At 66.4% G+C, this 13,707-nt stretch carries 14 protein-coding genes; 3 read left to right on the forward strand and 11 right to left on the reverse strand.

What is annotated here, in order from left to right; all coding sequences use genetic code 11:
* Positions 1–4 precede the first annotated feature (4 nt).
* From radC to GH664_RS05600, 11 genes are all read right to left on the reverse strand, one after another.
* Positions 5–499, reverse strand: coding sequence for a DNA repair protein RadC (radC, locus tag GH664_RS05550; RefSeq protein WP_058163820.1), 495 nt, complete (start codon positions 497–499; stop codon positions 5–7).
* Between the two features lie 195 nt (positions 500–694).
* Positions 695–1,438 carry a thioredoxin domain-containing protein gene (locus GH664_RS05555; protein WP_086224253.1) on the reverse strand — a complete coding sequence of 248 codons (744 nt, stop codon included), beginning with the start codon at positions 1,436–1,438 and terminating at the stop codon, positions 695–697.
* A gap of 13 nt (positions 1,439–1,451) precedes the next feature.
* Positions 1,452–4,340 carry a conjugative transfer ATPase gene (locus tag GH664_RS05560; RefSeq protein ID WP_153167114.1) on the reverse strand — a complete coding sequence of 963 codons (2,889 nt, stop codon included), beginning with the start codon at positions 4,338–4,340 and terminating at the stop codon, positions 1,452–1,454.
* Entirely contained in the window at positions 4,340–4,774 is a 435-nt protein-coding gene (locus GH664_RS05565; protein ID WP_011829982.1) for a TIGR03751 family conjugal transfer lipoprotein, read from the reverse strand. Before GH664_RS05565 ends, GH664_RS05560 begins: the two co-directional genes overlap by 1 nt.
* A complete protein-coding gene (locus tag GH664_RS05570) occupies positions 4,755–6,188 on the reverse strand; it encodes a TIGR03752 family integrating conjugative element protein (RefSeq protein WP_153167115.1) in 1,434 nt (477 codons plus the stop codon). The genes GH664_RS05565 and GH664_RS05570 overlap by 20 nt, the downstream gene beginning before the upstream one ends.
* A complete protein-coding gene (locus GH664_RS05575) occupies positions 6,178–7,092 on the reverse strand; it encodes a TIGR03749 family integrating conjugative element protein (RefSeq protein WP_153167116.1) in 915 nt (304 codons plus the stop codon). The genes GH664_RS05570 and GH664_RS05575 overlap by 11 nt, the downstream gene beginning before the upstream one ends.
* Positions 7,089–7,781 carry a PFL_4703 family integrating conjugative element protein gene (locus tag GH664_RS05580; protein WP_153167117.1) on the reverse strand — a complete coding sequence of 231 codons (693 nt, stop codon included), beginning with the start codon at positions 7,779–7,781 and terminating at the stop codon, positions 7,089–7,091. Before GH664_RS05580 ends, GH664_RS05575 begins: the two co-directional genes overlap by 4 nt.
* Before the next feature lie 79 nt (positions 7,782–7,860).
* A complete protein-coding gene (locus GH664_RS05585; protein WP_153167118.1) occupies positions 7,861–8,271 on the reverse strand; it encodes a TIGR03750 family conjugal transfer protein in 411 nt (136 codons plus the stop codon).
* 12 nt (positions 8,272–8,283) lie between these two features.
* Positions 8,284–8,652, reverse strand: coding sequence for a TIGR03745 family integrating conjugative element membrane protein (locus tag GH664_RS05590; protein WP_023093116.1), 369 nt, complete (start codon positions 8,650–8,652; stop codon positions 8,284–8,286).
* A 22-nt stretch (positions 8,653–8,674) separates the two neighbouring features.
* Positions 8,675–8,914: a TIGR03758 family integrating conjugative element protein gene (locus tag GH664_RS05595; RefSeq protein ID WP_074198369.1), complete on the reverse strand. Its 240-nt coding sequence runs from the start codon at positions 8,912–8,914 to the stop codon at positions 8,675–8,677.
* Positions 8,911–9,276 (reverse strand): RAQPRD family integrative conjugative element protein, encoded by a 366-nt coding sequence (locus GH664_RS05600; protein WP_016851981.1) that lies wholly within the window; start codon positions 9,274–9,276, stop codon positions 8,911–8,913. Before GH664_RS05600 ends, GH664_RS05595 begins: the two co-directional genes overlap by 4 nt.
* Positions 9,277–9,499: 223 nt before the next feature.
* On the opposite strand from GH664_RS05600, the gene GH664_RS05605 reads away from it, so the two are divergent.
* The 3 genes from GH664_RS05605 to GH664_RS05615 all read left to right on the forward strand — a co-directional run bounded on the left by GH664_RS05605 (position 9,500) and on the right by GH664_RS05615 (position 13,706).
* A complete protein-coding gene (locus tag GH664_RS05605; protein WP_003141001.1) occupies positions 9,500–9,700 on the forward strand; it encodes a helix-turn-helix domain-containing protein in 201 nt (66 codons plus the stop codon).
* A 59-nt stretch (positions 9,701–9,759) separates the two neighbouring features.
* Positions 9,760–12,639: an SNF2-related protein gene (locus GH664_RS05610; RefSeq protein ID WP_025986382.1), complete on the forward strand. Its 2,880-nt coding sequence runs from the start codon at positions 9,760–9,762 to the stop codon at positions 12,637–12,639.
* 80 nt (positions 12,640–12,719) lie between these two features.
* Entirely contained in the window at positions 12,720–13,706 is a 987-nt protein-coding gene (locus GH664_RS05615; protein WP_003141003.1) for an AAA family ATPase, read from the forward strand.
* Position 13,707 lies beyond the last annotated feature (1 nt).

The following is a 13,707-nucleotide window of genomic DNA, read 5'->3' on the forward strand; positions in this document are numbered from 1 at the left end:
CGGACTACAACAAGCCGGCTTCGGCGAACGAGTACGGGCTGCCCTTGCCGACGATGAAGTGATCCAGCACCCGGACATCGACGGTGGCCAGGGCGCTCTTCAGCCGCTCGGTGATCACACGATCAGCGGCCGAGGGCTCGGTGTTCCCCGAGGGATGCTGATGCGCCAGGATCAGCGCCGAAGCGTTGAGCGCCAGCGCACGCTGGACCACCACCCTCGGATACACCGAAGTCTGGTCGACCGTGCCCTTGAACAGCGGCTCGTAGGCGAGCACCTGGTGCTGGTTGTCGAGAAACACGACGGCGAAGATTTCGTTCGGCTCCGCGACCAGTTTCAGGCGCAGGTAGTCGCGCACGGCGGCGGGACTGCCAAGCGCCGGACCGGCCTTGAACACGCGGTTCTCCAGCAGGGTGATGGCCTGCTGGATGATCCAGTCTTCGTGCTGGGCGGCGATCAGGGTGAGCGACTCCGGGCGGGAGTCGGCGATGACAAGAGACATGGCGAACCTCCAATGGATGAGATCGGAGGGCGCCTGCCCCTGGAGGGCAAACCCTCCTGGGGACGATGGGGATGGAACAGGTGACGAGCGGGCATCCACCACCGCGGATGCAGTGGCTGTTCGCGTCAAGGGATGCGATGCGAACGGGTTTCGATCAACGCGGACAAGCCGCGCCGCAGCCTTGAAGATCCATGGCTACCTGGGCATGTCACCGGCAACGCCGGCGGGCATGTCTGGGGAATGGGCGGGGTCGGCTACGGTCGTGCTGCCGGCGGCGAGCAGGTCGATGGCCGACAGCAAGGCATCGCCTTCGACGGGACCGTGCAGCAGGAGGGTCTTGCCGGACTCGCGGTCGCGCAGTTGCAGGGCCGGCGTGGCCGCGATGCCCTGCTGTGCGGCTTCCACCGCCTGGGCATGGACTACGGCATCCGGGCGCTCGCTGCCGAGACAACCCTGCATGGCTGGCGTGAGGTCGGGATAGCGCAGGCCCTCCGGCAGGCCCTGGCCGTCGCCACGGGTGTTCGAGTAGAGCCATGCCACGGCCTGCCAGAACGTGGCATGTCCGCCCGTCTCGCCCGCGCACTCGGCTAGGCGTGCCCCGGCAGTCGCGGCCGGCTCGTGCATGGACAGAGGCAGGTGGTGCCACTGCCAGTTCACCTCGGGATGGGCGTCGATCCAGCGCTTGAGCGCGGGGAAGTAGGCCCGGCAGTACGGACACTCCAGGTCGGCGTACCCGACCACCGTGAAGCGCGCATCGGCACGGCCATACAGCCAGGGAGGGCCAGCCGGTTTCGACGCTTCGGACCCGGCGACGGCCAGGGACACGGGGTCGGTCGCCGGATGCGGCACGCGCAGCAGCATCCACGAGGCAACCGCAATCGTCACCACGATCAGCAGGCCGACCCAGGGATGACAGCGGGCGAATGAAGGCATGCGCATCGTGTCGCTCCCGTCAGGCCAACGTGTCCAGCGCCAGCGGTTCGATGCCCCGCGCACGGTCGATCTTCTCGGCCACGCGGAAGGCGGCATCCAGCTCGCTGATGCCGTGCTGCTGCATCAACTGGAAGCGTTCGGCCTTCTCCTCGGGCTCGGTCATCGCCATCGCCAGGTAGAGGCTGGGCGGCACAGCGCGGAACAGCACTTCCATCGACTTGGACAGGATGACGCCCTCGCTGAACTTGCCGGCCTCCTTGCGTGCCGAGAGCATCAGCGCCTGCTGCGAAGCGTTGAGTTCGCGGAAGCGCGCGATCTTCTCGACTTCATCGGGTGGCATCGACAGGCAGATCCACCACTCGATCATGTTGAGCATGGGCTCGGCCGCTTTCGGCAAGTCGTCCAGGTTCTGCGTGGCGAGCCAGAACCAGGCGCCGAGCTTGCGCCACATCTTGGTGATCTTGACCACGTAGGGCGCGAGCAGGGGGTTCTTCGTGATGATGTGGCCTTCGTCCGTCACGTTGATGATCGGGCGGCCCAGGAACTGGTCGCGCTCGGCGATGTTGTTGACGGTGTTGATGAGCGAGATGTAGGCAATCGAGAGTTGGGCGTTGTAGCCCTCGCGCGCGAAGGTGGCCAGGTCCACGATGGTGATGTCCGCCTCGGGCCACGGCGTGCCGGACCGGTCGAACATCTCGCCGTCCACGCCCTGGCAGAACATGTCCATGGCGTCGGCCATCTCCAGCAGCCGTGCGCGCCGCATCTCCGGCAGCGTGGCATCGCGGGCGCGCTCGCGCAGCGCCTCGCGCACATCGCGGGTCAGTACCGTGCGCTTCTCCGCTACGCAGTGCTGTGCCGCATCGAGAATGCACTGGCGGATCAGGCTGCGGTCGGCGCGCGTCATGCGCGCTTCTTCCTTGTCCTCGCCGCCGGTGATCATCAGTCGTGCAGTGATCTCCAGCTCGCCGAGCACGTCGCGCTGCTCATCGCCTTCCACGACCATGCCGGCATCGGTCTGGTCTTCGTCGAGCGCATCGGCGTCCAGCGTCTGTACCTGGCTCGGCGTATCGACCAGGCGCCAGGCGTCGGCGAACGGCGCCAGACTGACGCCCGCGCCGGGCGCGAGCTTCACCCGATGCACGGTGAGGCCCAACCGTGCCGCGAAGTCGCCGAACAGGCCGAAGCTGTTGCCAGCCTCGACGATGAACAGGCGCGGCCGATAGATCGCCGTCACCTGGTTCAGGATGTTGTTGAGCGTCGCGCTCTTGCCCGAACCCGTGGGACCGAACAGGAACAGGTGCGCGTTCATCTGCCGGTCGAGGCGGTTCAACGGATCGAAGGTGATCGGACCGCCGCCGCGGTTGAAGAACGTGATGCCCGGATGCCCCGTGCCCTGACTGCGGCCCCAGACCGGCGCCAGGTTCGCCGCGTGTTGCGCGAACATGAGCTGGGTGTACCACTGGCGCTTGTCGGCAGCCGGGTCGAACACGCACGGCAGCCAGCGCAGATAGCTGTTCAGCGGCGCCACCTCGTCCTCTTCGCGTACCGGTTGCAGGCCGGCGTTGAGCATCACGTTGACGAGCTGCAGGCCGCGCGCATCGAGCTGGGCCAGATCGCGGCCACGCAGGTAGAACGCCAGCGCGCCACGGTAGAGCTTGTGCGCGCTGCCGATCAGGCCGCGCGCCTGCTGCACGTCCTGCCGGGCCTGCTCCGAGGCCAGGGTCTCGCCGACGGCCTTCCTGGCGAGGTGGTTGAGGTGCGCCTCCAGCACGTCCTGGGGCGTGGCGACCAGCGTCAGGCACATCATCGTGTCCTCGGGCATCTGGTCGAACAGCGCGTTCATCGCATCGCCGCCTTTGCGCGTCTCGCCCGTCAGATGGCCCGTCACGGGTGGCGTGCGCAGGCGATCCATCACGATCACCCGATGCGGCATGCCGTCGAAGAACCACAGGCCGTTGGGCACGTCCGAGCGGGGCTGGCCGAAGAACAGGCGCTGCGCGAAGTCGGTGCCGCTGGCGAGTTCGAGCTCGCCCTCCTCCCGCTCTTCCGGGTAGCGGGTCAGCGCGTAGAAGCGTTCGCGGTCTTCGGCAGTGGCGCCGAGCAGGGTCGGATTCGGGTTGAACCAGCGCAGCAGCCAGGCGTGGATGTCCGCCGGGCCGAGCCGTCGGGCTTTCACGCCGGCATTGGCCAACCCGCCGGCGAGGCGGTCGCAGATCGTGGTCAGCGCCTGCTCGGGCGACTGGCCGCGCCGCGGGGCCGGGGCTGCGGACGTGCGGCGGTAGACCACCATGCGCACGCGCCGCACCTGGCCGCGCCACGGCAGGCGCGTCACCGTGGTGTCCTCGAACAGGCCGCCCGGCTTGGCGATGGCCCGCAGGTGATGGGCGAAGAAGCGCAGGTAGAAGTCGCTGAACGCGCTGCCCTGCGCACGCGGCTGCAGATAGTTCGCCAGGGAGCGCAGATAGTTGTCCCAGTCGGCCTCGTCCTGGGCGTAGAGCTGCACCACCCAGGGGTTGTCGTCCAACTCGTCAAAGGAGTCCTGCAGGGCGTTCTCCAGCGCATCGCGCGCCTGCCACAGCCAGGCCATCTCGCGGCCCTCGGTGCCGACCGGCGCCAGTTCGAAGAAGGCCGCCACCGACTGGCCGTCTTCCAGCAACATGCACTTGCTGCCGGGCAGGTACTCAACCCAGGGCAGCAAGTCCGCGAACGACGGCGCGACGCCATAGAGCGCATCGTGGTCGTCCTGGGTGGCCGGCCTGCGCCGGCCCCGGCCGAGCGCGCTGCCCGGCTCGGCGACACCCTGTGCCGCCAGCGCCGTCACGTGCCGCGCCCAGGCATCATCGGTCGCATCCGCGGCGTCAACAGGCGATGCGTCGGACTTGCGTGACCACGGCAGCGACCAGGCCATCAGTAGTCCTCCACGCGCTCGCCCGGCATCGCGTACTGCACGCGCTGGTAGAGCGGGAACACCGTGCTGTAGCCGGGCACCGGCACCGGGTCGGTGCCCGCCAGGTGCGGGAATACGTACATCACCAGGTCGGGGTTCGGCAGGCGGTGGAACTGGCGGTGAATCTCGTTCTGCGCGGTACGGGTGTAGCGCGCCTGCACGCCGGGCGCCGCCTGCACATCGGCATCGGCCAGCGGCCGGCGCAGGCCCTGGCGCGCATCGAGCAGTTGCCGGGCGGCCTGGCCGCCGCCCGCGCTTCCGCCGGTCTCCTGATGCCAGATGTCGAGCATGGTGCTGTCGCCGTGCGGCAGCAGCTTCTCCTTGCTGGTAGCGCAGCCGCCGAGCAGGGTGGCCGCCAGCAGCACGGCGGCCGCGTCAATCCAGATCCGAGGCATGGGCTTCTCCGGTGCGGTGGTGAACCCGACGCCCCTTGGCGTCGTAGTCGATGTCGAGCGGCTGCTCCAGATGCACGGCCACCTTGGCGCCGGGCTGCACGTAGACCGCCGCGAAGGCCTGGCCGTAGAGCTTGTTGACCCAATCGGCCATGTCGCGCACGCCGCCCGCGAGGATGCGGCCCATCGCTTCGTTGCCGCTGATGCCGACGGTGCCCAGCGAGCCGTTGCTGTTGGCGACCACGGCCACGCTGCCGTTGTCGGACTTGATGAGCGAGGCCACGCCGGCGCCGGCTGCGGTGATGAGCGCCTGGCTGCCCAGGTACTGCTGGGCGTTGCTGCGTCGCTCGCCGCTGACGCACGGAATGCCGTAGGGGTCGCTGATCCAGCCCAGGCCGCCCTGGATGCTGGCGCCGTTGTGCCCCGAGTTGCCGCTGTTGCTGCCGCCCTTGCTGCGGTCCTCCGGCACCGTGCGGATGGTGCCGTCCTGGAACACGAACGTGACCGAGCGGATTTGCCCGCGCACGCACGAGAGCGTCCAGTCGCCCGAGGCCGTGCCGCTGACCACGGCGCCGGCCACGTCGGGGATGTCGATGCCGTTGGCCGTGAGGTTGTCCAGGCCGATCAACACCTTGAACGGGTACGGGTCGTTGACGGTTCCGTCGATCGGCACGCGCCCGATCAGCGCCGTCATGGCAATCGACCCCATGAGCGTTGAGTTCGACGGCACGGTGTAGACCGCCTTCGTGGATGCGCCCACGGCGCGGCTGCCGACGTCGGCGACGGATTCCACTGCGGCCGACAGGCTTTTCTGGGCCGGCCCGAAGCTCAGGGGAAAGCTCGGCTCCTTGTTGCCGTTCTTGGCGTCGACCTTGGCATCGTCTGGCTCGACCCACTGCGTGCCACTGGTGCCGCGGTTGAAGCGCTTGCCGTCACCCTCTTCCAGCCCCAGCCCGACGGGCAGGTCGGACGGGCCACCCTTGCCGGCAAGGCCGTCCAGTTGCCGCTGCAGATCCTGCAGCAGCCCCTGGGTCTGCTGCCTGTCGCTGGCCACCTGGGTGCGCTCCTGCTCCAGGCGGTTGCGCTCGCCTTCCAGCGCGCTCTGGATGCGTTGGTCGATCGCGCTTTCCCGCGCACGCAGGCGCTCGTTCTCGGCCTTGTGCTGCTTGTTGTCGCCGAGCGCGCTCTGCAGCTCGGTGCGCAACTGCTTCACCTGGGCCACCAGCGTGGCGACGGTATCGCGCGGCGTGTCGCCTGCGATGCCCAGGGCTTTCATCTCCTCGGGCGTGAGCGTACTGGCCGCGCCCTTGGGGGCGGGCTGGCCGCCGGGCGCGCCGGAGAACAGTTTGATGCCGACGAACACCAGCAGCAGCGCCATCGGGATCAGCAGCCACTTGAGCAGCGGATTACTCTTCATCGCGCGCTCCTCCGGTCGAGCCGGCCGCGGCGGCCGGCGGCAGGTTCGCGGTGGCGTCGATCGGGCTCAGCGCCGGCAGCAGCGACTCGGCCAGGCCGTGGCCGCGCGTGACCAGGTAGAGCACCGTGGTGTCGGACGGGGTACCGACCGGCCCCAGGTTCGGATGCTGGAAGGTCGCCGCCACGAAGTTCCCCTGCAGGGCGCGCGGGTCGAGGTCGAGCCAGCGCGCCGAGGTGTTGGTGAGTCGCACGGCCGTCACCCACTGGTCTTCCAGGCGCCACGCGGCCAGTGCTCGCGCGTGCACCGGCAGCGTCGGCAGCAAGGTGTCCAGCGCGAGGCCGCGGCGCAGGTTCACGCGCCCGATGCCGGCGACAGGCTCGACGGTGCGCAGCGGCGCGTACAGGCTCTGCGCGGCATGGCGCGTCAGCACGACCGGTACCGGCGTTTCGCGCCGGGGAAGGGATTTGTCTGCCGGCGCAATGGCCTGCTCGTCCGCGCCGCCTGCTTCACCGCCGCCGTAGCGCTTCGCGGGGGCTTCCGCTTCCACGATGCGCACCGGCTCCAGCGGCGCCTGGCCGTCCTTCGCCGGCTCGGCGGCGATGTCGAGCAGGATCAGCGCGCCGGATTCCACGTCCTGCAGTTGCAGCCGCGTGGGCGGAATCGGCTCGCTCGCCCGCAGGTAGATCGCGCCGCCGGCACTCTGCACGCGCAGGTGGTCGCCGACGCTGGCCGGCACGCCGACGCGCACATTGCGGTCGATGAAGACCACGCGCTCCTGACCGACCACCAGCGGCACCGGCAGGGGCAGGCGCTCCCAGCGCAGGATTTCCACGGCCTGGCTGGCCGGCACGACACCGAGGATCAGCAGGACGCCGGCCAGGGCCGACCAGTTAACGGGCTTCATGGGGAGTCTCCCTGCAGGTGGCCGGAGGCGTTGGCGGGCGCGCCGGCCTGGGTCGGCGTCGGCGGCGGTTCGATGCGCTGGGGTGCGCCGGCGTAGCAGTCCAGCGCCAGGCCGAAGGGGTTGCGCTCGGGGTCGGTGTCGAGCCGGACGACCTTGATGGGGTAGCGCACCAGGGCGCGCTTGACCTGCTCGGAGCCGTAGTATTCGTCCGCGCTCACGTCGAGCGTGACGATCCAATCGCGGTCGGAAACCACCTTGACGCGCGTGGCCGGAGCGTCGCCATAGCCGCGGCCGGGAATCTCGTAGATGCCGCGCACGCGCTGACGCAGCTCGCCACTGGCGCGCCGGTACTCGTAGTCCTGTTGCAGGAAGGCCCGGCAGCTCGGCGTCAGGTAGGCCGACAGCGCACGCAGGTTGCGCGGATAGTCCTCTTCGCCGTTCGTGGGCCAGCGCTGCATCTGCTGCCAGATGTAGAACGAGAAGGCATACACGCTCTCGGGCGGCACGTCCCACCACTTGCGCGTGCTGCCCGAGCGCAGGTCCGGCGGCACATGGATGGTGAGACTCTTCGGCGCACTCCACCAACCGAAGCCGAGCAGCAGCGCCACCACGAACAACGCGCCGGCCCCCAGACGCAACGTCTTCACGTGCGCCTGCAGGTGCGCAACCTCGTTCTTGAAACGGCTCACTGAACTACCCTCCTGTCGCTGACGCGACATCCTCCCCGAGGGAGGTTCGCGCGCCCTTCGGGCGGCCGTGCGGGCGCGCTCATGGCGCACCTCGATCGGCGTTGCGCCGGGTCGTCCAATAGCCCGAGCGGGTGATGAGGCGCTGGCCGCCCAGGAGCGCTGCCAGCGCCGGGTGCCGCAATGCCAGTCGCCACTGGAGCTGCCGGTAGAGCCAGGTGTCGGGCCGGCCGCGCTTCTGCGCGCGCAGGAAGCCGCCGCCGACGAAGACGCCCAGCGCGATACCGGCGACGATCAGCGTGGGCACCATGGCGATGCTGTGCGTGAGCCAGGCCAGCGGCAGGCCGAGCGCGAACCCGGCTGCGGCCGACAGGCCGGCGCAGATCCACAACTCGTCGGCGGTCAGCCCGCGCACGACCACCGGCTGGCGGTTCAGCCGATGCGGCAGGAAGGTCACCAGCGTGTCTTGCGGGGTCTCCGAAGGGACGGCCATCGCTTGCCGCCCTCACAGCACGCCGGTGGCCTTGGTGAGCAGCCAGATGCCGACCACCAGGAGGATCGCGCCCACGGCGACCGTCAGGCCGAACTGTCCCCAGGTGGCGCGGCCGGTGTGGATCTCCGAGTAGCGCGTGTAGGCGTGATAGCAGACGCCGACGAACATCGAGGCGACCACGAGCAGCGCGATCAGCAGCACGATGTCGTAGCCGTAGTTCTGCAAGGTCTGCAGGATGCCGCTGCCCTGGCCACGCGATGGGTCTTCCATGGTCGGCAGGCCCTGCGCGAAGGCCGACAGCGGCAGGCCCGCGAGCGCCAGCGGCAGCAGCGGTGCGGCGATGCGGAACGGAATGCGATGGGATGTCGTTGGAGTGTTCATGGCGTGTGGCCCTTCGTGACGGTCAGGAGAGGAGAAAGAAGGTCAGCACCAGGTACATCGCCACGAAGCGCACGACGACGGCGAGGAACTGACGTTCAGTGATGCGGTACTCGGCCCAGCCGACGTAGGCGGTGCGCATGGCCCACACGCCCCACAGCAGCAACACGGCGAACACGAAAGCGAGCACCACGGCAGAGACGGCCGAAGGCGCAAAGCCGCCGTTGGCCTGGAAGGCGGCGACCTGATCGGCAGAGGGCGTCATGGCGACGGCTCCTCGTCGTGGGCGCGGTCGCGGCGGACGTAATCGCCGGCCATCGGGACGGGATCGCGCGGCTGGGCGCGCTGGGGCACGAGGTAGTCCTGCAGGCCGGCGCGAACGCGCTTCAGGTCGGCGCGCAGCCGGGCGTAGTCGAAGTGGTAGCGGGCGCGTTCCTGCGGAGCGGTATGGGCGGCGTGCTCGGCGAGGCGGTCGATCAGGTCGAGTTGGCGGGCGAGCGCGGCGAGCTGCTCACGCTCCATGGCGAGGCTGTCGGCGGCGACGGCAGGCTGCAGCGCCGAGAACGACACAGCCAACACCACGGCAAGCGCAGGCCATGCGGATGTGCGGCGGTTGGTCTGTCCCATCGTGCCATTCCCCGTTGAAGCGGATGGCCAGATGCTGTGGCGCGCTCTCGCTTTGCGCCGCAGGAAATGGGAACTACGGCATGACCGGATTTGTTGGTCGCGCTGGCCAACATTCGCGCAATGCCTGGTGGATTTCTTGTTGGCTAGCGCCTACCACCCTTTGGTAGAATTGGGCAAACTTGGCAATCCAAAGTCACGAAAGACCAAACCAGATGGTTTTCAGATGAGTGAAGTCGAAAGCGAGATCCTCACGCTGGAGGAAGTCGCGGCCTACCTCAAAGCCGGCAAACGGACGGTCTATCGCCTTGCCCAGAAAGGAGAGATTCCGGCGTTCAAGCTTGGGGGAACCTGGCGCTTTCGCCGCTCGGAGCTGGATCGGTGGATCGCCGAAAGCATCAACAAGAAGAAGCCGGAGGCCGAGTGAGCGCGGACCATGCCAGCCGCCGAATCACGCTCGGGGAAGAACTAAGGGGAGGATCGCCGTTGACGACACAGCAGCTTCTGACGCCGCACCAGAGCCAGTACTTTGCTTGGCTGCTGACCAGGCGTGCAGCAGGCGACTCCGTGGAGTCGCTGGCTTCGACTTTGGTCGATTCGCAGGTCGATCTGAATCCCCATCAGGTCGAGGCCGCGCTCTTCGCTTGCCGCAACCCCCTCTCACGCGGCGTGATCCTCGCCGACGAGGTTGGTCTAGGCAAGACCATCGAAGCCGGCTTGGTCATCTCCCAACGCTGGGCGGAACGGCGGCGGAAGGTGCTCATCATCGTTCCAGCGAACCTGCGCAAGCAATGGCACCAAGAGCTGCAGGACAAGTTCGGCCTGCAAGGGCTGATCCTCGAAGCCAAAAGCTACAACGCGATCCGCAAACAGGAGCAGCGGAACCCGTTCCTGTTCGCCTCCGGTCCGATCATCTGTTCCTACCAGTTCGCGAAGGCCAAGGCTGACGATGTCAAGGGCATCGACTGGGACTTGGTCGTCCTCGACGAAGCGCATCGCCTGCGCAACGTCTACAAAACCAGCAACGTCATCGCCAAGACCCTCAAGGAGGCGTTGTCGCGCGTTCACTCCAAGGCGCTCCTGACCGCGACGCCGTTGCAGAACTCGCTGCTCGAACTCTATGGGCTGGTCAGCTTCATCGATGACCGCGTGTTCGGAGACCTTGATAGCTTCCGCTCGCAGTTCACCGGCAGAGAGCAATCCTTCAGCAGCCTGCGTGACCGGCTGGCGCCCATCTGCAAGCGCACCCTGCGCAAACAGGTTCAGCCCTACGTTTCGTACACAGCACGCAGGGCCATCGTCGAGGAGTTCACGCCATCGAGTGAAGAGCAGGAACTTTCCAGGCTCGTCGCCGATTATCTGCGCCGCCCCAACCTCAAGGCCCTGCCCGACGGGCAGCGCCAACTGATTTCACTCGTGCTGTGGAAGCTGCTTGCCTCCAGCACGCACGCGATTGCGGGTGCGCTGGAGACAATGGCCAAGCGCCTCCAGGGTGTGCTCGACAAAACCACCGAGGTTCCCGATCTGGCCGAGGAACTCGATGAGGACTACGAGTCGCTCGACGAAACCGCCGATGAGTGGAACGACCAAGGCTCAGACGTCGCAGCACCGAGCCGCTTGGAACGCGATGCCATCGCGGAGGAGATCGAGGAGCTTCGCCACTTCAAAACGCTGGCAACCAACATCCGGGACAACGCGAAGGGCAAGGCACTGTTCACCGCGCTGGATCGAGCCTTCGCCGAACTGGATCGGCTAGGCGCGCCCAGGAAGGCCATCATCTTCACCGAGTCCAAGCGCACGCAGGAATACCTCCTCAACTTGCTGGCCGACACGCCATACGGCGACGGCATCGTGCTCTTCAACGGCACCAATAGCGACCAGCGTGCGCAGGCGATCTACAAGGACTGGCTGAAGCGTCACGAAGGCACCGACCGCATCACCGGCTCCAAGACCGCCGACACCCGTGCGGCACTGGTCGAGCACTTCAAGGAGCGTGGCAAGGTCATGATTGCCACCGAGGCCGGAGCCGAAGGCATCAACCTCCAGTTCTGCTCGCTCGTCATCAACTACGACCTGCCGTGGAACCCGCAGCGCATCGAGCAGCGCATCGGGCGCTGCCACCGCTACGGTCAGAAGCACGACGTGGTGGTGGTCAACTTCGTCGACCGCAGCAATGAGGCCGATGCACGGGTGTACGAGCTGCTGTCGCAGAAGTTCCAGCTCTTCGAGGGCGTGTTTGGGGCTAGCGACGAAGTGCTGGGTGCCATCGGCTCCGGTGTCGATTTCGAGCGGCGTATCGCCGAGATCTACCAGAACTGCCGAGAGCCCGAGGAAATCAAGTCCAGCTTCGAGCAACTCCAGCTCGACCTCTCCGGCGAAATCAACGAGGCGATGGTCAAGACGCGCCAGGTACTGCTTGAGAACTTCGATGAGGAGGTGCAGGAGAAGCTGCGCATGCGGGCCGACGACAGCCGCAACGCGCGCAACCGCTTCGAGCGCATGCTGATGGACTTGACCCGCGCCGAACTGGTCCATTGCGCCGCGTTCGATGACGACGGCTTCGATCTCCGCCACATACCGACTGGAGTCGAGCACGGCGGCCTCGCGGGCATCGAGCTGGGGCGCTACGAATTGCCCCGCCGCTCCGGCGACGCGCATCTATACCGCATCAATCATCCGCTGGCGCGATGGGGCATCGAGCAGGCCAAGGCTCGCGCACTCAACGGGGCTCGTCTTGTGTTCGACTACAACGCCCACGGTGCAAAGATCAGCACGCTTGAAGCCTGGCGCGGCAAGGCCGGATGGCTCACCGTGAAGCTAATCTCGGTCGAGACACTCGGCAACCAGGAGCAACATCTGCTGGTTGCGGCGGGCACGACCGACGGCGTCGTGCTCGCGGAAGAAGACCCGGAAAAACTGCTGCGCCTGCCCGCGACCACGCAGGCGGCCAGTCTGTTCAACGCCCCTGATGCCACCCTGCTGGCCGACGTGGAAGCCCGCAAGACCGCACTCCTGCGCGACGTCAACGAGCGCAACCTCGGCTACTTCGAGCAGGAAGTCCAGAAGCTGGATGCCTGGGCGGACGACCTGAAGCTCGGTCTGGAGCAGGAGATCAAGGAGATCGACCGCGAGATCAAGGAGGTGCGCCGAACCGCCGCGACCTCGCCGACGCTGGAAGAAAAGTTGTCATGGCAGAAGAAGCAGCGCGAACTGGAGAGTAAGCGCAGCAAGCTGCGCCGCGAGTTGTTTGCCCGGCAGGACGAAGTCGAAGCGCAGCGCAATGACTTGATCAGCCAGCTTGAAGTGCAACTCCAACAGCAGGTCGAGGAGCGCACGCTGTTCACTGTCGAGTGGGAGCTGGTGTAATGACTAATCAAGTAGCACCGTTAGACCTGCGCATGACCAGGCCGCGGTTGAAGCGTGCCAAGAATTGAGGAGAGCGAGATATGGCTAGCGGAAAATTACTGCGGCAACTCATCAAATCGGGAACGCAAGGCGATGCTTCGGGCTTTCGCGCGGCGTCCGAGGCAGTGATCAAAGAGGAGCGCGAGAAGAACCATCATCTGCTCGCAAATGACCTTGAGCGTTTACTTTACGGCGATCAGGCAACGGTCGGGAAGAGTGCGCGGAAGCTGCAAAGTTTGCCCAGCGTGCCGACAAATAAAGACAACGGCCTTGCGCTACTAGAAGAGCGTGCCGTGATTCGAGAGGAGAAAGACATCATTCTCTCGGATGCTTCGCAGTCGGCACTCGATGAAATCCTGATGGAGCACAACCGGACGGACGTGCTTCGATCCTATGGCCTGCAACCCGCGCAGAAGCTGTTGTTTTGCGGGCCTCCCGGCTGCGGCAAGACGCTGGCCGCCGAAGTCATCGCGCATTCCCTGTCCATGCCGCTCATCCTCGTTCGGCTGGACTCGGTCATCTCGTCGTTTCTGGGAGAGACGGCCGCCAATTTGCGCAAAGTGTTCGATTACGTCGCAACGCATCCCGTGGTCGCATTGTTCGATGAATTCGACGCCCTGACCAAGGATCGTGGCGACAGCGCCGATCATGGTGAGCTCAAACGCTCCGTAAATGCCGTCTTGCAGATGATGGACGGTTATCGAGGCGAGAGCATCCTGATCGCCACCACCAACTACGAAACCTTATTGGACAAGGCGGTTTGGCGACGCTTCGATGAGGTTGTGCGCTTCGAGATGCCGAATCTGGAGCAGATCAAACGCTTGTTAGCTCTGAAACTCTCCGGTGTCCGCCGCAATTTCGAGCCCGACGATGGCCAGGTGGCATCCGTGTTCAAGGGCATGTCGCACGCCGACATCGAGCGGGTTCTTCGGCGCTCCGTCAAGGAAATGATCCTGTCCGGCCGGGAGTTCCTGGAGAAAAGCCACCTCGATACCGCGCTTGCCCGTGAGTATCGTCATAAGAGTTAAG

The organism is Thauera sp. 2A1, assembly GCF_009469595.2.
Taxonomy (GTDB): domain Bacteria; phylum Pseudomonadota; class Gammaproteobacteria; order Burkholderiales; family Rhodocyclaceae; genus Thauera.

Excerpts from the sequence above, each read along its gene's own strand:
- radC (WP_058163820.1), bottom strand. The coding sequence starts at position 499 with ATGTCTCTTGTCATCGCCGACTCCCGCCCGGAGTCGCTCACCCTGATC.
- GH664_RS05555 (WP_086224253.1), bottom strand. The coding sequence starts at position 1,438 with ATGCGCATGCCTTCATTCGCCCGCTGTCATCCCTGGGTCGGCCTGCTG.
- GH664_RS05560 (WP_153167114.1), bottom strand. The coding sequence starts at position 4,340 with ATGGCCTGGTCGCTGCCGTGGTCACGCAAGTCCGACGCATCGCCTGTT.
- GH664_RS05565 (WP_011829982.1), bottom strand. The coding sequence starts at position 4,774 with ATGCCTCGGATCTGGATTGACGCGGCCGCCGTGCTGCTGGCGGCCACC.
- GH664_RS05570 (WP_153167115.1), bottom strand. The coding sequence starts at position 6,188 with ATGAAGAGTAATCCGCTGCTCAAGTGGCTGCTGATCCCGATGGCGCTG.
- GH664_RS05575 (WP_153167116.1), bottom strand. The coding sequence starts at position 7,092 with ATGAAGCCCGTTAACTGGTCGGCCCTGGCCGGCGTCCTGCTGATCCTC.
- GH664_RS05585 (WP_153167118.1), bottom strand. The coding sequence starts at position 8,271 with ATGGCCGTCCCTTCGGAGACCCCGCAAGACACGCTGGTGACCTTCCTG.
- GH664_RS05590 (WP_023093116.1), bottom strand. The coding sequence starts at position 8,652 with ATGAACACTCCAACGACATCCCATCGCATTCCGTTCCGCATCGCCGCA.
- GH664_RS05595 (WP_074198369.1), bottom strand. The coding sequence starts at position 8,914 with ATGACGCCCTCTGCCGATCAGGTCGCCGCCTTCCAGGCCAACGGCGGC.
- GH664_RS05600 (WP_016851981.1), bottom strand. The coding sequence starts at position 9,276 with ATGGGACAGACCAACCGCCGCACATCCGCATGGCCTGCGCTTGCCGTG.
- GH664_RS05605 (WP_003141001.1), top strand. The coding sequence starts at position 9,500 with ATGAGTGAAGTCGAAAGCGAGATCCTCACGCTGGAGGAAGTCGCGGCC.
- GH664_RS05615 (WP_003141003.1), top strand. The coding sequence starts at position 12,720 with ATGGCTAGCGGAAAATTACTGCGGCAACTCATCAAATCGGGAACGCAA.